At 68.4% G+C, this 20,441-nt stretch carries 15 protein-coding genes; 11 read left to right on the plus strand and 4 right to left on the minus strand.

Features of this window, described 5'->3' with window-relative positions; translation table 11 throughout:
* Positions 1–3 precede the first annotated feature (3 nt).
* The 4 genes from CAL29_RS04215 to CAL29_RS04230 all read left to right on the plus strand — a co-directional run bounded on the left by CAL29_RS04215 (position 4) and on the right by CAL29_RS04230 (position 5,591).
* Complete coding sequence (locus CAL29_RS04215; RefSeq protein WP_094851713.1) at positions 4–816, plus strand: DUF4198 domain-containing protein; 813 nt, start codon at positions 4–6, stop codon at positions 814–816.
* A 92-nt stretch (positions 817–908) separates the two neighbouring features.
* Positions 909–1,892 (plus strand): FAD:protein FMN transferase, encoded by a 984-nt coding sequence (locus CAL29_RS04220; RefSeq protein ID WP_094852701.1) that lies wholly within the window; start codon positions 909–911, stop codon positions 1,890–1,892.
* Positions 1,889–3,484: a sulfite reductase subunit alpha gene (locus CAL29_RS31805; protein WP_256977180.1), complete on the plus strand. Its 1,596-nt coding sequence runs from the start codon at positions 1,889–1,891 to the stop codon at positions 3,482–3,484. The genes CAL29_RS04220 and CAL29_RS31805 overlap by 4 nt, the downstream gene beginning before the upstream one ends.
* 106 nt (positions 3,485–3,590) lie before the next feature.
* Positions 3,591–5,591 (plus strand): DUF4139 domain-containing protein, encoded by a 2,001-nt coding sequence (locus tag CAL29_RS04230; protein WP_094851714.1) that lies wholly within the window; start codon positions 3,591–3,593, stop codon positions 5,589–5,591.
* Positions 5,592–5,723: 132 nt separating this feature from the next.
* Here the strand turns inward: CAL29_RS04230 and CAL29_RS31530 are convergent, their stop codons facing one another.
* The 3 genes from CAL29_RS31530 to CAL29_RS04240 all read right to left on the minus strand — a co-directional run bounded on the left by CAL29_RS31530 (position 5,724) and on the right by CAL29_RS04240 (position 8,429).
* Positions 5,724–5,876 carry a hypothetical protein gene (locus CAL29_RS31530; RefSeq protein WP_179283900.1) on the minus strand — a complete coding sequence of 51 codons (153 nt, stop codon included), beginning with the start codon at positions 5,874–5,876 and terminating at the stop codon, positions 5,724–5,726.
* A gap of 245 nt (positions 5,877–6,121) precedes the next feature.
* Positions 6,122–6,985, minus strand: a complete 864-nt coding sequence (locus CAL29_RS04235) for a hypothetical protein (RefSeq protein ID WP_094851715.1) — start codon at positions 6,983–6,985, stop codon at positions 6,122–6,124.
* Positions 6,978–8,429: a DUF2515 family protein gene (locus CAL29_RS04240; protein ID WP_094851716.1), complete on the minus strand. Its 1,452-nt coding sequence runs from the start codon at positions 8,427–8,429 to the stop codon at positions 6,978–6,980. Before CAL29_RS04240 ends, CAL29_RS04235 begins: the two co-directional genes overlap by 8 nt.
* A 566-nt stretch (positions 8,430–8,995) precedes the next feature.
* Here CAL29_RS04240 and CAL29_RS04245 point away from each other — a divergent pair.
* From CAL29_RS04245 to CAL29_RS04275, 7 genes are all read left to right on the plus strand, one after another.
* Positions 8,996–11,122, plus strand: coding sequence for a TonB-dependent siderophore receptor (locus CAL29_RS04245; protein ID WP_094852703.1), 2,127 nt, complete (start codon positions 8,996–8,998; stop codon positions 11,120–11,122).
* Positions 11,123–11,357: 235 nt separating this feature from the next.
* Positions 11,358–13,643: an ATP-binding protein gene (locus CAL29_RS04250; protein WP_094851717.1), complete on the plus strand. Its 2,286-nt coding sequence runs from the start codon at positions 11,358–11,360 to the stop codon at positions 13,641–13,643.
* Positions 13,636–14,103 carry a response regulator gene (locus CAL29_RS04255; RefSeq protein ID WP_218831803.1) on the plus strand — a complete coding sequence of 156 codons (468 nt, stop codon included), beginning with the start codon at positions 13,636–13,638 and terminating at the stop codon, positions 14,101–14,103. The genes CAL29_RS04250 and CAL29_RS04255 overlap by 8 nt, the downstream gene beginning before the upstream one ends.
* Positions 14,100–16,082: a hybrid sensor histidine kinase/response regulator gene (locus CAL29_RS04260; RefSeq protein ID WP_094851719.1), complete on the plus strand. Its 1,983-nt coding sequence runs from the start codon at positions 14,100–14,102 to the stop codon at positions 16,080–16,082. Before CAL29_RS04255 ends, CAL29_RS04260 begins: the two co-directional genes overlap by 4 nt.
* Before the next feature lie 400 nt (positions 16,083–16,482).
* Positions 16,483–17,817 carry an MFS transporter gene (locus CAL29_RS04265; protein ID WP_094851720.1) on the plus strand — a complete coding sequence of 445 codons (1,335 nt, stop codon included), beginning with the start codon at positions 16,483–16,485 and terminating at the stop codon, positions 17,815–17,817.
* Between the two features lie 140 nt (positions 17,818–17,957).
* Positions 17,958–18,791: a substrate-binding domain-containing protein gene (locus CAL29_RS04270; RefSeq protein WP_094851721.1), complete on the plus strand. Its 834-nt coding sequence runs from the start codon at positions 17,958–17,960 to the stop codon at positions 18,789–18,791.
* A 174-nt stretch (positions 18,792–18,965) separates the two neighbouring features.
* The gene (locus tag CAL29_RS04275; protein ID WP_306430674.1) at positions 18,966–19,364 is read left to right on the plus strand and encodes a hypothetical protein; all 399 of its coding nucleotides are present in this window, start codon (positions 18,966–18,968) and stop codon (positions 19,362–19,364) included.
* Positions 19,365–19,435: 71 nt separating this feature from the next.
* On the opposite strand, the gene CAL29_RS04280 is transcribed toward CAL29_RS04275, so the two are convergent.
* Complete coding sequence (locus tag CAL29_RS04280; protein WP_179283901.1) at positions 19,436–20,338, minus strand: LysR family transcriptional regulator; 903 nt, start codon at positions 20,336–20,338, stop codon at positions 19,436–19,438.
* Positions 20,339–20,441: the final 103 nt, after the last annotated feature.

Here is a 20,441-nt window from a genome sequence, read left to right on the forward strand (position 1 = left end):
CCCATGAAGTACGCAAACCGTCTCGCCGCCGTCCTGGCCCTGAGCCTGCCCGCCCTGGCCCTGCCGGGCGCCGCCCACGCCCACGATATGTGGCTGCTGCCTTCGTCGACGGTGTTGTCCGGCGAGCAGAACTGGGTGACCGTCGACGCCGCCGTGGGCAACGACAAGTTCTATTTCAATCATGCGCCGCTGCGCCTGGACAACCTGGCCATCGTCGCGCCGGACGGCAGCGCCGCCGAGGCCGAGAACCAGAACCGCGGCAAGCTGCGCAGCACCTTCGATCTGCAGTTGAAGCAGCAGGGCACGTATCGCGTGGCCGTGGTGAACGACGGCGTGTTCGCGCACTGGAAGGAAGACGGCAAGGTCAAGCGCCTGTTCGGCAAGGCCGACGGCCTGGACAAGATTCCCGCCAACGCGCAGGAACTGGGCATCAACCAGGTGATGGGCCGCGTCGAGACCTTCGTCACCGCCGGCAAGCCCAGCGCCGTCAAGCCGGTGGGCAAGGGCATGGAGCTGGTGCCGCTGACCCACCCCAACGATCTTTACGCTGGCGAGGCCGCCACCTTCCAGATGCAGATCGACGGCAAGCCGGCCGCCGGGCTGGAGGTGAACGTGGTGCCGGGCGGCAGCCGCTACCGCGACAAGCTCGACGAGATCAAGCTGAAGACCGGGCAGGACGGCAAGTTCCAGGTGAAGTGGCCGCATCCGGGCATGTACTGGGTCGAAGCCTCCCTGGAGGACGCCAAGACCACGGTGCCGCGCGCCGCCAAGCGCCGCATTTCCTACTCGGGCACCTTCGAGGTGCTGGCGCAGTAATGCCGGCGTCGCGTATGTCGGTTTCTCCTGGTTCTTCCGGTTCGTCTGTTTCGCCTGCTTCGTATCGGCCTCGCGCCTTGCCGGCCGCCGTCATGGCGCCGCCCACGGTGCGCTATGGACGGATGGGCGGCCTGCCTTGCGCCCTGGCCGGCGCCACCATGGGCACCACCTGGTCGGCGCGCCTCGCGCTGCCGGCCGGGGTGGGCGAGGGCGCCGCGCGCCGCGCCGTCCAGTACGCGCTGGACGACGTGGTGGCGCAGATGAGCCACTGGGAAGCGGACTCGGCCATCACGCGCTACAACCACGCGGCGGCGGGCTGGCAAGCCTTGCCGGCGCAGATGCTGGAAGTGCTGGACTGCGGATTGGCCGTCGCGCGCCTGACCGGCGGCGCCTACGATCCGACCCTGGGCGCGCTGGTGCAGGCCTGGGGCTTCGGCCCGCACCAGCGCGCCCATGAACCGCCGTCGGCCGCCGCCATCGACGCCGCCCGCGCGCGCTGCGGCTGGGCGCGTGTGCGGCGCGACGGCAACCATGCCTGGCAGGATGGCGGCGTGCTGCTGGACTTCTCCTCCATCGCCAAGGGCTATGGGGTGGATTGCGCGTCGCGCGCCTTGCAGGCGCTGGGCGTGGACGACTTCCTGCTGGAAGTGGGCGGCGAACTGCGCGCGCAGGGGCTGCGTCCCGACGGGTTGCCGTGGCGCGTGGCCATCGAGTGGCCCGACGGCGGCGGCCATGTCGACTACGTGGCGCTGGACCGCCAGGCCATCGCCACCTCGGGCGACTACCGCCGCTATTTCCAGTACGCGGGCAAGCGCCACTCGCATACTTTGGACCCGCGCAGCGGACGGCCCATCGACAACGGCGTCGCCTCGGTCACGGTGCTGCACGAAAGCTGCATGCAGGCCGATGCGTGGGCGACCGCCTTGACGGTGCTGGGCGCGGAGGCCGGGTTGCGCATGGCCAACGCGCAATCGCTGGCGGCGCTGTTCGTGGTGCGCGGCGAGCATGGCCTGGAGCCGCGCGCCAGCCAGGCCTTCATCGCCAGCCGCGCGGCCCAGTACGCCGGATCCGCATGACCGCGCGCGCCTGCCTCGCCTGCGGCGCGGTGCTGCTGTGGCTGCTGGTGTGCGCCTGGGCCTGGCTGCGGTGGCGGCGCCATGCCAGGGCGGAGCTTGCGAATGCGTCGTCCCCGGCGTTTGGGGCGGCAGTCGTGCCGGCATCCGCATCGACGCGGCAGGCGGCGGACGCCGTGGAGGCGGTCCTCGTCGTGCATGCGAGCCAGACCGGACAGGCGGTGGAGCTGGCGGAAATGACGGCCGGCGTCCTGCGCGCGGACGGCGTCGACGCTCGGGTCGCCGCGCTCGGCGGCATGGATGCGGGGCGCCTGTCCGCGTGGCCGCGCGTGCTGTTCGTGGCCAGCACCTATGGCGAGGGCGATCCGCCCGACGAGGCGGCGACCTTCGCCGACCGGGTCATGGCGAGCCTGCCCGATCTGCGCGGCGTGCGCTACGCCGTGCTGGCGCTGGGCGACGCCACCTATGAGAATTTCTGCGGCTTCGGCCGCCGGCTGGCGGCATGGCTGCGCGACAGCGGCGCCACGCCTTTGTTCGACACGGTCGAAGTCGACCGTGTCGACAGCCATGCGCTGCGGCGTTGGCACGCCGCGCTCGCGGGCCTGGCAACTGGCGCGCCCGCGCCCGAAGGGGGCTACGTCAGCGGCGAAGCGGATGGCGCTCCCGAACATGGCTATATCGGCGGAGCGCCGGTTGAAGGCGCGGCGGCCGGGACCGGGATCGTCACCACGATCACGGCCGAGACCGCGACTGCGCCGGCAGAGGCGCAAGCTCGCGTTCCCGCCGCGTCCGCCGAAGCTTTCGACTTCGGCCATCGCGTCTGGCGCCTGGCGGATCGCGTGCACGCCAACCCGGGCAGCACCGGCGCGCCGTGCTATCACCTGGCGCTGGCGCCGGCGGATGGCGAGGACCTGCCGGCCTGGCAGGCGGGGGATATCGCCGAAATCCTCATCGGGGCCGGCGAGGACATGCCGTCCACGGACATGGCGGCGGCGGTGCGCCGCGACTACTCCATCGCCTCGCTGCCCGCCGACGGCGTCGTCCAGTTGCTGGTGCGCCAACGGCGCGGCGCGGACGGCGCGCTGGGCCTGGGCAGCGGATGGCTGACCGCGCACGCGCCGCTGGGCGCGACGGTGCGCCTGCGGATCCGGCGCCACCCCGCGTTCCATGCCCCCGTCGACGACGTGCCCATGATCCTGGTCGGCAACGGCACCGGCATCGCCGGCCTGCGCGCGCATCTGAAGGCGCGCGCCGCCGCGGGCCGGCGCCGCAACTGGCTGCTGTTCGGCGAACGCCACGCGGCCAGCGACAGGTACTACGACGCCGAGCTCGCCGCCTGGCAGGCGGCCGGCGTGCTGGCGCGCATGGACCGCGTCTATTCGCGCGACGGCGGCGCGCGGCGCTACGTGCAGGAGGCCCTGGCCGACGCGGCCGCCGGCGTGCGCGAATGGGTCGCCGCGGGCGCCGCCATCTACGTGTGCGGCAGCGCCGGCGGCATGGCGGCGGGCGTGGACGCCGTGCTGCGGCAAACGCTGGGCGACGAGACGGTGACGGCGCTGGCGCGCGCCGGCCGTTACCGCCGCGACGTGTACTGAGCCCGAGCCCACCGCGCCGTAAACTTTTGTAGCCAGCCGACGCCTGCGCGCGCGGGGGGATTTCCGCTACAGTCATTTTCCCTTTCGCCACCTAGGACTCGCCCCCATGCCCTCCGCAGCGTTGTCGCCGCTCGCCATCGCCCTGTTCCTGGTCCCCGCCGCGCCGCTCTTGGCGCAAACGGCGGCGGCCCCCATCGATCGCATCACCTTGTCCTCGGGCGGCGTGGCGCAGGTGCACCGCCAGGTGCAGGTGGATGGCGATGGCGTGGTGCGCATCAGCGTGCCGGCCGCGCAGATCGACGATGTCCTGAAGAGCCTGCTGGTGCGCGATCCCCAGGGCGCCCTGGAGTCGGTCACGCTGGACGGCCCCGCGCCGGTGGACGAGGCCTTCGCGCAATTGCCTTTCGACGCCGGCCTGCTGGGCGCCTTGCCCGACCTGCTCAGGCAAATGCCCGGCACGCGCGTGCGCGCCACCTCGGGCGGGCGCAGCATCGAAGGCGCCGTGCTCGGCGCGCAGACCGTGGAGGCCAGGCAGGGCGACACCACCTTGCCGCAAAGCACGCTGTCGGTGCTGACGGCGGAAGGCCGCATCGATACCCTGCGCCTGGGCGCGGACACCTCGGTGGAGGTGCTGGACGACGGCATGCGCGAGCGCTTCGCCGCCGCCGTCGCCGCCCTGGGCCGAGCCGGCGCCGAACGCTACCGCAGCGTCGCCATCGCGGTGAAGGGCAAGGGCGCGCGCCAGCTCGGATTGGAATACGTCAGCGCCGCCCCGGTGTGGAAGCCGGCCTTCCGGCTGGTGCTGGACAAGGCCGGCAAGGCCCGGCTGCAAGGCTGGGCGGTGCTGGAAAACGCCACCGGCGAGGACTGGCGCGACGTCGACCTGACGCTGGCCTCCGGCGCCCCCGTGACCCTGTCGCAGAAGCTCTACGACCGCTATTGGCGCGAGCGGCCCGACCTGCCCGTGGTGGCGGGCGCGGCGGACCGGCCCCGCACCGACGAGGCCGCCGCGGAGGAAGCCGCGCCGGCCGCGTCCAAGGCCTACAGCATGGCCGACCGGCGCATGGCGGCCCCGCGCGCGGCTCCGCCGCCCGCGCCGCTGGTGGAAATGGCCGCGGCGCCGGCGCCGATCGCCGGCGCCGCGGAGGGCCCGGTCGCCCAGGAAAACCTGGTCAGCGTCAGCTTCCACCTGCCGCATCCGGTCAGCCTGCCGCGCGGGCAGACCCTGTCGCTGCCCTTCGTCGACGCGGAAGTGCCGGCCGAGCGCCTGGCGGTCTACCAGCCGGAGTCGGGCAGCCGCTATCCGGTCTCGGCGGTCATGCTGAAGAACGCCGCCGGCGTGTCCCTGCCCACCGGCATCCTCACCGTCTATGACGCCGACACCGGCTTCGTGGGCGACGCCCAATTGCCGGCACTGCCCGTGAACGAGCAGCGGCTGGCCAGTTTCGCGGCCGACCGCAAGGTGGAGATATCGTCCGAGACGAAGCCGGAGCAACGCACGGTCAAGATCTCGGTCAACCAGGGCATGCTGCGCGCGGAGACCCTGTCGCGCCGCGTCACCACCTATTCCATCAAGGGCGCGCCCGACGCCGCCCGCACGGTGATCATCGAGCATCCGCGCCTGGCGGGCTGGACCACCACGTCGCCGCAACTGGATTCGGCCACGCCGACGCACCAGCGCCTGCGCGTGCAGGTGGCGGCGGGCGCGACGGCCAAGGTGGAGGCGGTCGACGAGCGTCCGGGCGCGTCGACCTACGCCCTGGCCGACGCCAATGCGCAGGCCCTGCTGGCCTGGTCCAACGCGCCGGCCGATCCCGCCCTGGCGGCCAAGCTGCGGCAATTGGCGCAGGCCCGCGCCAAGGTGGCGGAGGCGGAGCAGTCGCTGGGCGAACTCGACCGGAAACTGTCCGCGCAGAACGACAACCAGGCGCGCCTGCGCGAGAACCTGGGCGCCGTGCCGCAGGACAGCGAACTGGGCCGGCGTTATTTGCAGATGATGGCGGATTCGGAAAACACGATAGGCGCGCTCGCCGGCCAGCGCGACAAGGCGGACGACAGCCTCCAGGCCCTGCGCAAAGCGTATGCGGAGGACCTCGCCAAGTTGTGACGGCCAGTCCGCGAAGCGGCGTCAGCCGTCGGCGCGGGGTGGGTGACGGGACCCGGCCATGCCGGGGGCGCGCGAGGTCGGGATCTCTATCCCATGCGCGCGCCGGCTGCGTACCCGTCGCCGCCGCGCCGCTTACTTGTTGTTGGGGCCGCTATGGCCGCCCAGTTGCGACAAGCCGGCCGGCGGCGCGGAATCGCCCGCGGCGGCGGGTTTGTTGTCGTCGGACTTGTTGCAGGCGGTCAGCGCCAGCGCCATCAGTGACGCAACGAGCAGATGCTTGATCATGTTCGGTCTCCTCGATGACTCCGCGTGCGCGGAATATCCATCATCGAGCAAAACCTATGCCCTCGCCTGACGACAGGCTGTCAGGCGGCAGCGTCCAAGCTGTCATGCCGCGCCGCAGCATGCGCGCCACGCCCGTGGCGGACGCTGTCATCGCCGCGCCGCGGGAATCGCCCGGAAATGATGGATCAGGGGCGTTACGTCTCTTGACGAACTCAACGCGGCCTCAAGGTTGCATCAAGGCTGCATCAAGGCGACTGCGGCAGCACCTTGTCGCCGCGCTTGATGGCGTTCTCCTCCAGGCGCTTGTTGCGGACTTCCCGTTCTTCCTTGGTTTTCCTGTCGCGCGCGGCGATATCGACGCCCTGCGCCGCCAACTGCTTGTTCTCGTACTCGACGTTCTTCTGGAGGATCTCGTTCTGGATTTTCTCGATGTCGAAGCTCAGCCCCATGCTGTAGGCAGGCGCGCCGTCGGTCCCCGCTCCCGTCGTGGAGACGTCGAGGGAGGCGAGTATGCCGTCCCCGGACCAGGACCATTGCGCGCCGAGATGCATCAGCGCCTGCCAGTCTTCCGGCGACATTTCATAGTCGGGGTCCGGACTGGAAGCATAGCCGTCGACCTTGCCGTTTTCATCGAGCAGGGAAGAGCGGCCGGTGAGCCGCGCGACGCCCTCGGGAAAGGCGCGTTTCCACTTGCCTTGCTTGAACTGCCGGAAGGTCTGCATGACGAAGGCCTGGGCTTCGGCGTGGCTCTTGAAATCGGCACGGTGCTGCAGCGTGACGGATTCCACGAACATGTCGGGCGAGCGCTTCTTGTCGGCGTACAGCGTGAAGGCGAACAACTGCTGCCAGCGGATCTCGTAGCCGGGACGGGTATAGACGGCCGTGACCTGGGGCGGCACGTTGGCGACGCTGTAGGAGACCAGGCCGTCGACGTTGCCGGTCTGGAAAGCCGGCACGCCGGAGTGCTTGGCGGTCTCGACGATATTCTTCCCCAGGTCGAAACGGATTTCGGACATTTGTTCGCCTTTGGCCTTGAAAAAAGTGAGGGTGGAAAGCGCCGCCAGGCCGACGCCCAGCGTTCCGCCGCGCAGGAAGATGCGTCTATTCATCCTTGTTCTCGTCGCCCCAGCCCCAGATTTTCTGCAATTCGCCGTCCATATAGCTGCGTTTCGTCTGCATCAATCTATGGAAGTCCCGCGCGATCTGTTCGACGTATTTCATCCGGTCCTTGGGATCCGGCAGGCTTTGCTGATGGTTTCTCAGGCCGTCCCATGCGCCGCTCCAGAAGCCCGAGGGCGGGTCGAACACCGTTTGCAGCTCGGCGTCGTCGGTGCTGGGCGCGGCGCTGTAGATGACGCGGTAGCGGGTGGTCATCAGGCCCCGGCTCGCGCGGGCGAAGCGATGGTTCATGTCCATCGTTTCCTTGAGCTTCTTGTCGTCGTAGATGAGCGGCTGCAGGATGTTGATCTGTTCCTGCACGGCAATGGTCTTCAGCTCGTTGAGCTGGATCGACGCCTTCCCGGCAGGCCTGCCTTCACGGGATTCGGCGATCAGGTAGTCGTACGTCTTCTGTATTTCGGCGGTCACCGGGAACTGGGCGACCTTCTCCAGGCGCGCGAACGCGGCACCGTCCTGCGCGATGCGGGTAAGCTCCCGGCGCGCCTCGTCCAGGACGTAGAACGCCTCGCGGAATTTGCTCCAGTACTTGGAGACGGGCAACAGGTAGTTGTCGCCGTCGCGGGGAATGTTGGCCTTGACGTAGTTGTGCGCCTGGTAGGCCGCGGCGGTATGCGCGCCATAGCCGCCGTCCATGCCTCCCCATGCGGGCTGCGTATCGAAGTACTGCGACGCGCGCTTGTAGACGGGGTCCTGGGCCTGGCGCGCCTGCTGGCGGTTGAACCAGGGCCTGCCGAACGGCAGTTGTTCGACCGCCGCGCGCGACTGCTGCTGGTATTCGGTTGCCTTGCGCTTGGTGACGTGATCCCGCAGCCGCGCCTCGTTCAGGCTGCCGTCCTTGTTCATGCCGAAGCGCAGGAAAAAGTACAGCCAGGGATAGATGTCCATGTAGAGCCACAGGTTGCCCTTGGCCAGCGCGGCGTAGACGCGCATCGCATGCGCGTAGGGCGACGCGCCGGACATGCCTTCCGAGACCACGCTGGGAATCAGCGACGTGCGCGCGGCCGTATGCCATCCGCCTTCCAGGACGTCTTCGCGGTCGAAGCGATAGGCCTCGACGATGTCCTTGACCACGAAGGCGGCCAGCGCGGGCCAATAGAACTGCACCTTGCCGGCCGACTTTTTGGCGCTCTTGAAATACAGGCCGGCATAGCGCGCCGCGATCCGGCGCGCGCGGTCCTCGGCGTCCGGCAGCAGGCGGTAGCACTTGTCGCCCGCATGCTGCGCGCTGACGCCGACCAGCGCTTCTTCCTGGGCGTATGACCAGACCAGCGCCGGCGGGATGTTGTGCTCGTGCTGGGCGTCGATGTCGGGCTGCGTCATGCAGGTGCCCAGTACTTCGATTTCGCGTCCGTCTTGCGCGGTGTCCTTGGCCATGGGGGGAGTGTCCGTCATCCGGGATAGGCGCCGCGGCCGGCGGGCGCGGCGCGGCGGACCGGCGGTCGACGCCGCGCGCCCGCCGGGGTGCCCGGGGATGTTATCCGAGCGGCGGATATGGGGACAATCCGCGCGGGCCGGCAGGGTCCGGCAATTCGTTACGGAGTTTGTCGTCCGGCAAGGGGGCGCGCACAGCGGGACAGGAATACGGGAGATTCTTGTAACGAATTGCTGGCGGAGGGGTGCGAAGACGGGCCCGCGTCACGGGGGCGTGGATGCTTTCACAATTCTTTCGTTTTCTCATAAACGAGAATTGATATTATTCGCAATTAATATTGATTCTTAAATACGAATAAGCAAACTCCGGGAGGTTTACCGTGGCACGCCACGTCCGACGACGCGCACAGCAGCAGGCTGGCCGGCCTTTTTTTGCCGCCGGGCCGTCCCAAGGCAAAAACGCCCCCCCGGGGGGCAGCAAGCGGCGCAAGCCGCGCGGCGTGGGGGCCTTTTTTTCGACCCGTCCGCTGGTGGCGGTGATCCTGGGCGTGGCTTGCACGCCCGCCGTCATGGCGCAGGCCCAGGTCGTTGACCCGGCGACCGGGGAACCCCGGGCGAAACCGGCCGCGGCCACGGCCACCACGGCCAAGTCCGCCACACCCGCCGGCGCGCCCGCCACCCTGCCCACGGTCACCGTCACCGGCGTGGCGGAGGATCCGGGCGCGGTGCACCTCGACGCCCCGGTCAACAACGGCGCGCTGGGCCAGCGCAGCGTCCTGGAAACGCCGTTCTCCAGCACCGTGGTGACCGCGCAGGACATAAGCGATCGCCAGGTCAACAAGCTGGGCGACGTGTTCGCGGTGGATGCCTCGGTGACGGACAACAGCGCGGCCTATGGCGCCTGGGCCAGCTACCTGACCGTGCGCGGCCTGCCGCTGGACTGGCAGAACTCCTATCGCATCGACGGCAATCCCTTCATCAGCTACGTGACGCTGCTGCCCTACGAGCATTTCGAGCAGATCGACCTGCTCAAGGGCGCCACGGCCTTCATGTACGGTTTCGGCTCCCCCGGCGGTCTCATCAACTACGTCACCAAGAAGCCGACCGACGAGCCGCTGCGCAGCATCGACGTCGGCTACGTGTCCAAGGGCCTGCTGCGGGAGCACGTGGACCTGGGCGGCCGCGTCGGCGACAGCGGCGCCATCGGCTACCGCCTGAACGCCACGCATGAAAGCGGCAACACGTACAACGATGGCCGCCTGAACCGCAACTCCCTGTCGCTGGCGCTGGACGCGCGGCTGAGCGACCGCTTGACCTGGGACTTCCAGACCCTGGTGCAGAACCGCGACGCGCACGACCAGGAACCGACCATCTACGCCGGGCAACTGAGCGGCAAGCGCCTGCCCAGCCCTTTGCGCAATAACGACCAGACCTTGAACGCCAAGGGCCAGTACGCCGACAACGAGTTCCGCTATTACTCGACGGGCTTGAAGTACGCCCTGAATTCGGACTGGATCTTCAGCACCAACTACAGCTACAGCTCCACCCGCACGCGCCGCAACGAGTCCGTGCTGTTCATCCAGAACCAGGCGGGCGACTACGAGGACTACCTGTCGGACTACGGCGAGGCCTATTCCTACAACCAGTGGCAGGGCATGGTCCAGGGCCGCCTGCGCACGGGCCCGGTCAACCACCAGGTGGTGCTGGGCGCGTCGTGGTCCAAGCAGAAGAACGACTACAGCGCCGACGGCGTCTATTTCCCCGCCGGCACGGGCAACCTGTACAGCCAGAACAGCAACGCCTACTACAGCGACGGCGGCCTGGACCTGTACCGCGCGGCCGAGATCACGCAGAAGTCCCTGTTCGCCAGCGACACCATGGACCTCGGCGGCCCGTGGTCGCTGCTGGCCGGCGTGCGCTACACCGACTACAGCCAGCGCGGCTTCGACACCACCGGCGCCGAGTCGTCCAGCTACAAGAAGAACGGCGTGCCGGCGCCCACCTTCGCGCTGATGTACAAGTTCTCGCCCCGCACCATGGCCTACGCCAGCTATATGGAAGCGCTGGAGCCGGGTTCGACGGTGGGCATCGCCTACGCCAACTACGGCGCGCTGCTGGATCCCCTGAAGAGCAAGCAGTACGAGCTGGGCATCAAGACCGGCCAGGAAGACTGGGCCGCCACGGCCGCCGTCTTCCGCATCGAGAAGAAATCCGAATACACCAACGCCAGCAACGAACTGGTGCAGAACGGCGAATCGCTGTACCAGGGCGTGGAGCTGGCCGCCTCCCGGCGGCTGGGCCATGACTGGACGGTGGGCGGCAGCCTGATGTTCCTGGACACGGAGTACCGCAAGGGCTCGGACTACGTCGGCAATCGCGTGGCCGGCGCGCCGCGCTGGACCGCCGCCGCGCAGATCGCCTACGCCGTGCCCGGCGTGCCGGGGCTGAAGCTGCGCGCCGACGCCAAGTACACGGGGTCGGCGATGCTGGGCGCGTCCAACGACGTGAAGGTGGGGGACTACACCATCTTCAACATCGGGGCCACCTACGACACCCGCATCTACGGCTACGACACCACCTTCCGCGCCGGCATCAACAACGTGGCCGACAAGCGCTACTGGTTGTACCAGTCGGCGGACTACGTCAAGGCCGGCGATCCGCGCACGTTCAGCCTGAGCGCCAGCATCAAGTTCTGACGTCGCGTGGTCCGGCATCGCGGGGCGCAGCGGGAAGGGGAGGCCGTTCGACGCCCCGCTTCCCACGCGCGCCCGCAGGTTGTTGCAGTAAGAAACATCTGGCCTGGGGGGCGGCCGCTGTTTCCTTTCGCGGCAGTGTCAACCTTTGGTTTCAGTTGCCGGCGGGCCGGGCGGCAAAAAGGGCGGCGGGGAGGGGGTATATATAATCGAACACTATCCCGAACCCCGCTTTCCGATGACGACAGACCTGCAAGCCTGCGATCAAGAACCCATACGCATACCGGGACACATCCAACCGCAGGGATTCCTGCTTACGGTAGATCGGAAAACCACGGAACTGTTGCGCATCAGCGCCAACGCCGGCCAATTCACCGGCGTCGACCCGCGGGCCCTGCTCGGCCGCACGCTGGAGGCCACCTCGCTGCTGACGCCGGCCTTGCTGCAGGACGTCCTCGCGCCCCAATCCCGCCCGCAGCCGCCCCGCGCGCACGGCATCGCCACGTTCGACAGCGGCAGTTTCCTCGTCATCTCGCACCTGTCGGGCGACGAGCGCATCGTCGAATTCGAATTCGTCGATCCCGCCCTCAAGGGTTCGCTGGATCTTCTCTATCCGGACATGCGCGCGGCGATCGAAACCCTGCAGGCCGACCGCACGCCGGCCGCGCTTTACCAGAGCGCGGCGCGCATCATCCGCGAATTGACCGGATTCGACCGCGCGCTGGTCTACGCCTTCGACGCGCAGTGGAACGGCACGGTGGTGGGCGAGGACCGCAACGACCGCCTGCCTTCGTATTTCGACCTGCGCTTTCCCGCCGGCGATATTCCCGCGCAGGCGCGTGAACTCTATCTCCTGAACCGCCAGCGCCTGATTCCCGACGCCGGCTACACGCCGGTGCCTCTTCTCGAACTCGACCGCGAAGGCGCCGGCCTGGCGCCGCTGGACCTCTCCTTCGCCGTGCTGCGCAGCGTCTCGCCCGTGCACCTCGAATACATGCGCAATATGGGCACGCCGTCGTCGTTCTCGGTGTCCATCGTGGCCGGCGGCCGCTTATGGGGGCTGATTTCCGCCCATCATGCGCAGCCTCGCACCGTGCCGCACCACGTGCGCGCCGCCTGCGATTTCCTGGCCCAGGTCATGGCCATCCAGATCGAGGGCCACGCGCGCGGCTCCCACGCGGCCGAGCGGGTCGAGCGGCAGGGCGTGCAGGCGCGCCTGCTGGCCTACATGGCCAGGGAAGACAACTTCGTGCAGGGCCTGGTCAAGCATCCGGAGGATTTCCTGCCCCTGGTGGACGCGCACGGCGCCGCCGTCATGCTAGACGGGGTCTGCCATACCGTCGGCGACGCGCCGGACGAGGCCGGCGTGGCCGCGCTGGTGGCATGGCTGGCCGGGCAGCACGGCGACAAGGAAATCTACAGCACGGACAGCCTGGCTACCGCCCGGCCCGGCGCGGCCTGTGCGACGCGCGGCGGGGAAGCCGTCGCCGGCCTGCTGGCGGTGCAGATTTCGCAGATCCATCGCAGCTATGTCCTCTGGTTCCGTCCGGAGGTGGTGCGCACCGTCCGCTGGAGCGGCGATCCGCACCGGGCCAAGGAAGCCGCCGCGGGCCGGCTGCATCCGCGGCAGTCCTTCGACATCTGGCGCGAGACCGTGCGCCACCGCTCGGCGCCGTGGACCGAGCCGCAACTGGACACGGCGGCGCTGCTGCGCAACGCCATCATCGGCATCGTCATGCGCAAGGCCGAGGAACTGGCCGACATCACCGATGAATTGAAGCGCAGCAATCGCGAACTGGAAGCCTTCTCGTATTCCGTGTCGCACGACCTGCGTGCGCCTTTCCGCCACATCGTGGGTTACGCCGAATTGCTGAAGGACGAGCTGCACCTGGAAGGCGGCGCCGCGGACGGGGACGCCGGGGCCGCGCCGGCGCCGGGCGGCAGCCGCCCGCTGCGCTACATCGAGACCATCATCGAAAGCGCCCACACGGCCGGCAAGCTGGTGGACGGCTTGCTGAGTTTCTCGCAGGCCGGCCGCGTGAGCCTGGCGCGCGAGGAGATCAACGTGGACCGCATCGTGGCCTCGTGCCGCCACTTGCTGCAGCCCGAATTGCGCGATCGCCAGGTGGCGTTCGACATCGGTCCCCTGGGCCATGTCACCGCCGATCCCACGATGCTGCGGCAGGTCTTCCAGAATTTGCTAAGCAACGCGATCAAGTACACAAAAGGCCGCGACGTGGCTAAGATCAAAGTGACCGCCAACCGGACGCCCGCCGCCACCGTCTTCATGATCGAGGACAACGGCGTCGGCTTCGACATGGCGTACGTGGGCAAGCTGTTCGGCGTCTTCCAGCGCCTGCATCGCATGGAGGATTTCGAGGGCACGGGCATCGGCCTGGCCAACGTGCGCCGCATCGCCGAACGCCATGGCGGATCCGCCTGGGCCGAGGGCGCGGTCGACCAGGGCGCCAGATTCTATTTTTCGATTCCTAACCGGGAGACCGCCGAAAATGTCGGTGCTTAAGAAAATCCTCCTCGTGGAGGACAACCCGAAGGATCTGGAGCTGACGCTCGTGGCCCTGGAGCGCAGCCGCCTCGCCAACGAAGTCGTCACGGCGCGCGACGGCATCGAGGCGCTGGACTGGCTGCTGCGGCGCGGCGCGCATGCGGACCGGCTGGAGGAAGACCCGGCGGTGGTGCTGCTCGATCTCAAGCTGCCCAAGATGGACGGCCTGGAAGTGCTGGCGACCATCAAGGGCGACCCGGCGGTCAAGCACGTGCCTGTGGTGATGCTCACTGCCTCGCGCGAGGAATCCGACCTCGTGCGCAGCTACGACCTGGGGGTGAACGCCTTCGTCGTCAAGCCGGTGGACTTCCAGGAATTCTACGAAGCGATCCGTGGCCTGGGCATGTTCTGGGCCATTCTGAACGAACCCTCGCCCGGCCAGTTGCGGTCCGGGCCGATGAAGGTGACCAAAGCGTGAACACCGGCGCCGGCGCGACCGAGATACTGCTGCTCGAGGACAACGATCTCGATGCCGAACTGCTGCGCCGCCGCCTCGAACGCGCCGGCCTGGATTGCCATATCGACCAGGTGTGGGAGGAGGCGGATTTCCGCGCCGCGCTGCGCGGGAAGTCCTATGGGGTCATCCTGGCGGACTACGTGCTGCCGCGTTTCGACGGCATGAGCGCCTTGACCATCGCGCGCGAGCTGAGCCCGGAGACGCCCTTCATCTTCGTGTCCGGCACGCTGGGCGAGGAAGTGGCCATCGAGTCGCTCAAGCACGGCGCGACCGACTACATCGTCAAGCATCGCCAGGAACGCCTGCCGTCGGCCATCGCGCGCGCGCTCGCCGAACGCGAGCAGCGCCGTGCGCGGCTGCGGGCCGAGCAAGGCCTGGTCGAGATGAACGCGGCGCTGGAGGTGATGGTGCGCTCGCGCACCGAGGAACGCGACCTGGTCTGGCGGCTTACCCATGACCTGGTGGCGATCTGCGATCAGGACGGCTTCATCCGCAACAGCAATCCGGCGTGGCGGGAGATGCTGGGCTGGTCCGAGGCCGACCTGCTGGACCGCCAACTGGCGTCGCTGGTGGCGCCGGGCAGCCAGGAGCTCGCGGTATCCGCGCGCACGGTGCTGCACAGCCAGACCTACGCGCAGGACGTGGACCTGGAAATGCTCGCCGCCGACGGCCGGGCGGGCCGCATGGTCAGTTGGACCTTCGTGCGGACGGAGGACGGCCGCATCTGCGGCACCGGCCGCGACATCACGCAGCGCCTGGAGCTGGAAGCGCAACTGCGGCAGGCGCAGAAGATCGAGTCCATCGGGCAGTTGACCGGCGGCGTGGCGCACGACTTCAACAACGTGCTGATGATCGTGCAGGGCAATCTGCAGACCTTGCAGCGCACGCTGGGCGCGAACGCTTCCGAGCGGGAAAGGCGCTGGCTGGACAACGCGCTCAAGGGCGTGGAGCGCGGCGCCAAGTTGACCAAGGGGCTGCTGGCCTACTCGCGCAAGCAGCCGCTGGCGCCCCAGGCCGTCGACGCCAACGAAACGACGACGCGCCTGGTGGGCCTGCTGACGCAGACGCTGGGCGCGCACATCGAGCTGCGCACCGAGCTGGCCGAGGCGGTGTGGCCGGCCTACGTCGATCCCAATCAGTTGGAGAACGCGCTGATCAACCTGGCGATCAACGCGCGCGACGCCATGTCGCCGCTGGGCGGCGGGCGCCTGACGATATCGACCTGCAACCGCAGCCTGGACGAGGCGTACTGCCGCCTGCATCCCGAAAAGACGCCCGGCGAATACGTCGAGCTGGTCGTCCAGGATACCGGGCCGGGCATGCCGCCCGACGTGCTGGAGAAGGCCTTCGATCCTTTCTTCACCACCAAGAAGGAAGGCCACGGCACCGGCCTGGGCTTGAGCCAGGTGTATGGCTTCGTCAAGCAGAGCGGCGGCCACGTGAAGCTGGTGTCGCAGGCGGGGCAGGGCGCGGCGGTGCATCTGCTGCTGCCGCGCGACCTGCGCGACGGCGAGCTCGGCGAGGCGGCGGCGGACGAAAGCGTCGTCGATTACCGCTCGCCCGGCAACGAGACCGTGCTGGTGCTGGAGGACGACGCCGAGGTGCGCAGCATCTCCACGGAAGTGCTGCGCGAACTGGGCTACCGCGTGCTGGAGGCGGGCGACGGGCCGTCGGCCCTGCGCCTGGTCGAGGAACATCCGGACATCGACCTGGTGTTCTCAGACGTCGGGCTGCCGGGCGGCATGAACGGGCGCGAGGTGGCCGAGCAGGTGCACCTGAAGCGGCCGGGCCTGCCGGTGGTTTTCACCTCCGCCTACGCCTCGCAGGCGCTGGTCAGCGACGGCGCCCTGATGCCCGGCGTGGAGCTGCTCGAAAAGCCGTTCACCACCCAGCAACTGGCCATGCGCGTGCGCCGCACGCTGGACCGGACGCGCGGCTGAGGCGGTGCGCCGGCCGGGTGCGGGGTTGCGGACGGCGGCATGCGGGGCGGGGAAATACGCCCCCCTTCATGCGCCCTCCGGGTTGCCGCCGGCGCCCCCGCTCCCGGGAATGTGGAGAAATCGCGGATTTGTTAGCGAATGATGCGGGCGCGTAAAGCGGCCGGGCCGCGGGGTTGCCCGCGGGCGCGGGGTTTGCGGGCCGGCGCGCGCCCGAGCGCGGCGTCTTGCGCGATGCGTCAGGGGAAAGCGCGGCCGTTCCCGTCCGCGCATTAATGTTCGCGTCAGCAAAAACCCTTACCGTCGATCTCCATAATCCGGCCTGCGCGCTCCGCCTGACAACAAAATGATGGCCTTGCCGCGTTGCATCGCCGCCGGATGATGTCCTTAGGATCCGATCATCATGCAGCCTTCTGCTTCAACGCAGCCCGGTCGTCCCGCGACGCACCGTTCCCCGCTTGCGCTCATGCGCACCGTATTGCGCGTGACCGCGGGCAACTTCCTGGAACAGTTCGACTTCTTCCTCTTCGGCTTCTACGCCAGCCAGATTTCCGCGGTGTTCTTTCCCTCCTCCAGCGAGTTCGCCGCGCTGATGAAGACCTTCGCCGTGTTCGGCGCCGGCTTCCTGATGCGGCCGCTGGGCGCCGTCCTGCTGGGCACCTATATCGACAAGGTGGGACGCCGCAAGGGACTGATCGTGACGCTGCTGCTGATGGCCTGCGGCACCGTGCTGATCGCCTTCGTGCCGGGCTACCAGACCATAGGCATGCTGGCGCCGGCCCTGGTGCTGATCGGCCGCCTGCTGCAAGGCTTTTCCGCCGGCGCGGAGCTGGGCGGGGTGTCGGTCTATCTCGCCGAAATGGCCACGCCGGGCCGCAAGGGCTTTTTCGCCGCGTGGCAATCGGGCAGCCAGCAGGTGTCCATCATCGTCGCCGCCGCGCTCGGCTACGGCCTGGACCAATGGATGGACAAGGGCACCATCGCGGCCTGGGGCTGGCGCATTCCCTTCTTCGTCGGCTGTATGATCATCCCCGTGATCTTCGTGCTGCGCCGCAGCCTGCAGGAAACCGAGGCCTTCCAGAAGCAGCAGCATCGTCCCACGCTGCGCGAGTCCTGGACCGCGCTGCTGCGCAACTGGGGCCTGATGCTGGCCGGCGCGTTGATGGTGGCGCTGACCACCTGCACCTTCTACCTGATCACCGTCTACGCGCCGACCTTCGGCAAGTCGGTGCTGCACCTGAGCACCGAGGACAGCCTGACGGTGACCTTCTTCGTCGGCATCTCCAATTTCATCTGGCTGCCCATCGGCGGCGCGGTGTCGGACAAGATCGGCCGCAAGGCCCTGCTGCTGACGATCGCCGTGCTGGCGGTCCTGACGGCCTATCCGGCCTTGTCCTACCTGGCGCAGGCGCCGAGCTTCCACAAGATGCTGGGCGTGCTGCTGTGGCTGTCCTTCATCTTCGGCATGTATAACGGCGCCATGATCCCGGCGCTGACCGAGATCATGCCCGCGTCGGTGCGCGTGGCCGGCTTCTCGCTGGCCTACAGCCTGGCCACCGCCATCTTCGGCGGCTTCACGCCGGAGATCTCCACCTACCTGATCCACGTCACCGACGACCGCGCGGCGCCCGGCTACTGGATGACCTTCGCGGCCGTCTGCGCCCTGTGCGCGACGCTGGCGGTGTACCGCAAGGGCGGGCAGGTCCATACTGCCCAGACCATCGCCGCGAAGTCCTGATGCCGCTTACCCGTTGCTGCTTCCCTGACGCCGCTTACATAACCACACCGCCGCGGGCCCCACGGAGGGGGCCGCAGCGTGTATAAATTCGCACTATAAAAACCGATCCGTTTTCGTCGAGAGAAAGAGGAGATCCCTACATGAAACCCTATCCGCGCCTGCTGTCGACCAAGGTCGCCGGCCTGCTGGGAGCCACCCTGGCGGCCGCCGCCTTCGCCTCGGCGGTCCACGCCGCCGAGGTGAGCGTCGTGACCTCGGGCGGCTTCACCGCCGCCTACAAGATCCTGGGTCCGCAATGGGCCAAGTCCAGCGGCAATACGCTGAAGACCCAATTGGGCCCGTCCATGGGCAAGTCCGACGAGGCGATTCCCAATCGCCTGGCGCGCGGCGAGAAAATCGACGTCGTCATCATGGTGGGCTATGCGCTGGACGACCTGATCAAGCAGGGCAAGGTGATTCCGGGCTCGCGCGTGGACCTGGCCGATTCGCGCATCGGCATGGTGGTGCGGCAGGGCCAGCCCAAGCCGAATATTTCCACCATGGCGGCGTTCAAGAAGACGCTGCTGGCCGCGCAGTCGGTCGCGTATTCGGATAGCGCCAGCGGCGTGTACATCGAGAACGAGATGTACAAGAAGATGGGCATCGAGGACCAGCTCAAGCCCAAGTCCACGCGCGTGCAGAAGACGCCGGTGGCCGAACTGGTGGCCGAGGGCAAGTACCAGCTCGGCTTCCAGCAGGTGGCCGAGCTGCTGCCGGTCAAGGGCGTGACCTTCGTCGGCCGCATTCCGGAAGAGGCCCAGTCGGTCACGCGTTTCGCCGCGGGCATTCCGGTCGACGCGGAGCATCCCAAGGAAGCCGCCGCGCTGCTGAAGTACCTGGCGTCCAGCCAGGTGCAGCCGACCGTGCGCAAGACCGGCCTGGATTCGGTCAAGAAGCCGGCCGCCAAGCCGGCTGCCGCCGCGCAAGGCCACTGAACGGCCACGCCGGCCGGCGACGCGGGCCGGTGACGTGGGCCCACGTGGCCCTCGTCGCCCCGGCGGCCTGCCTCACGGCGGCCGCGGGCCCGTCGCCCGCGCGCGGCGCCCGTGTCCCCCGCGCGTCACGTGCGGGGACGGATGTCTCTCCGTTATCATCGTCGCCTTATGGACATGATGACCATCCCGATACGACAGGAGTGCCCGCCGGGCGCCTGTGATTGCCGGCGCGAAATCCTGTTGCAGGATCCCGCCGCCGATCGTCGTGTCCTGATGTTGAACAAGCAGGAAGAGAAACGCCTGATCGAGCGCATCGAGGCGGTCCAGACCCTGGCGGATCTGCGCCACATGGAAAAGAAGCTGTTCCAGTTGCTGGGCATCACCCTGCGCATCGACCCCGGTCCCTATGAAGTGCGCACGGTGCGCGGCTTCATCATCAAGGTGGACGAACAGGTCGGCTTGTGCCGCCAGCTCCGCTCCTCGATCCCGGCCGCCGTGCGGCGCTGCCTGGAGCGCAATCCCGAAATCTCCTACGCGCTGTTGAACGAGCGCGGCCTGTTCAACGGGCTTTGAATCCGGCGGGCTTTGAAGCCAGCGGTCTTTGAACCTGGCGGGCGTTGAACCCGGCGGGGCTTTGGACGCGATCAGCCGCGATCGGCATTGCCGCCCGCGTGCGTATCCGTCCTCAGCGCGACCCGCTGCAATGCCCGCAGCGGGCCGCTGCCCGGGCCGGTGCGGGTGACCAGGTAATAAGGCAGGCGCGGCCAGGGCAGGGGACCGGCCACCGCGCGCAGGCGGCCGCTGTCCAGGTGCGCGCGGTAGTAGTCGATCGGCAGCAGCGCGATGCCCAATCCCGCCAGCACCAGTTCGCTGATCGCCACCAGGCTGTTGCTGGCCAGCATGCGCTGCATGCTCAAGCCATTCACGCGGGCCCAACTGTCGAACACTTCCGTCAGGCCGGAGCCGCCCGATTGCGCGAACACCGGCAGGCGCGCCAGCGCGTCGCGGGTCAGCACGCCGGAGGGCACGACCTCCGGCGCCGCCATCATGGAAAACGCGACCTCGGTCAGCTTCATGGACGTGAACTCCGGTCCGGGCAACTGCTGCGGCATGACGGCCATTTCGATGGCGCCCGCGCGCAGGCGCGCGGTCAGCGTCGCGGACACGTCCACATACGGCTCCAGCGTCACGTCCGGATATTCGCGCTGCATGTCCGCCACCCAGCGCGGCAGCCAGGTCCCCGCCACCACTTCCGTGACGCCGAAGGCCACCAGGCCGGCGGGCGCGGCGTCGGCCCCCGTGCGGGCGTACATCCGCTCGCGCAGCTCCAGCATCTGTTCGGCGGTCTCGAGCACCGCCCGCCCGGCGTCGGTCAGCACCGGGCGGTAGGCGGAGCGGTCGAACAGCGGCGTCTTCAATTCCTCCTCCAGCTCGCTCACGCGCTTGGACAGGGCGGATTGCGTCATGCACAGCTTGGCGGCGGCGCGCGAGAAGCTGGACAAACGGGCCGCCCAGAAAAAGGCTTCGATCTGCTTGAGGGTCAACATGCTGGAGAAACCTGGACGAAAGTCGAGTCGGATGGCGGATGATGGCAAGGGACCGCTGGGGCGGCACGGTGCCGCGAGGCCAGGCACGGCCAGTCCTCTTCCT

Source organism: Bordetella genomosp. 10 (assembly GCF_002261225.1).
Classification (GTDB): Bacteria; Pseudomonadota; Gammaproteobacteria; order Burkholderiales; family Burkholderiaceae_B; genus Bordetella_C.

Excerpts from the sequence above, each read along its gene's own strand:
- CAL29_RS04215 (WP_094851713.1), top strand. The coding sequence starts at position 4 with ATGAAGTACGCAAACCGTCTCGCCGCCGTCCTGGCCCTGAGCCTGCCC.
- CAL29_RS04220 (WP_094852701.1), top strand. The coding sequence starts at position 909 with ATGGCGCCGCCCACGGTGCGCTATGGACGGATGGGCGGCCTGCCTTGC.
- CAL29_RS31805 (WP_256977180.1), top strand. The coding sequence starts at position 1,889 with ATGACCGCGCGCGCCTGCCTCGCCTGCGGCGCGGTGCTGCTGTGGCTG.
- CAL29_RS04230 (WP_094851714.1), top strand. The coding sequence starts at position 3,591 with ATGCCCTCCGCAGCGTTGTCGCCGCTCGCCATCGCCCTGTTCCTGGTC.
- CAL29_RS31530 (WP_179283900.1), bottom strand. The coding sequence starts at position 5,876 with ATGATCAAGCATCTGCTCGTTGCGTCACTGATGGCGCTGGCGCTGACC.
- CAL29_RS04235 (WP_094851715.1), bottom strand. The coding sequence starts at position 6,985 with ATGAATAGACGCATCTTCCTGCGCGGCGGAACGCTGGGCGTCGGCCTG.
- CAL29_RS04240 (WP_094851716.1), bottom strand. The coding sequence starts at position 8,429 with ATGGCCAAGGACACCGCGCAAGACGGACGCGAAATCGAAGTACTGGGC.
- CAL29_RS04245 (WP_094852703.1), top strand. The coding sequence starts at position 8,996 with ATGGCGCAGGCCCAGGTCGTTGACCCGGCGACCGGGGAACCCCGGGCG.
- CAL29_RS04250 (WP_094851717.1), top strand. The coding sequence starts at position 11,358 with ATGACGACAGACCTGCAAGCCTGCGATCAAGAACCCATACGCATACCG.
- CAL29_RS04265 (WP_094851720.1), top strand. The coding sequence starts at position 16,483 with ATGCAGCCTTCTGCTTCAACGCAGCCCGGTCGTCCCGCGACGCACCGT.
- CAL29_RS04270 (WP_094851721.1), top strand. The coding sequence starts at position 17,958 with ATGAAACCCTATCCGCGCCTGCTGTCGACCAAGGTCGCCGGCCTGCTG.
- CAL29_RS04275 (WP_306430674.1), top strand. The coding sequence starts at position 18,966 with ATGATGACCATCCCGATACGACAGGAGTGCCCGCCGGGCGCCTGTGAT.
- CAL29_RS04280 (WP_179283901.1), bottom strand. The coding sequence starts at position 20,338 with ATGTTGACCCTCAAGCAGATCGAAGCCTTTTTCTGGGCGGCCCGTTTG.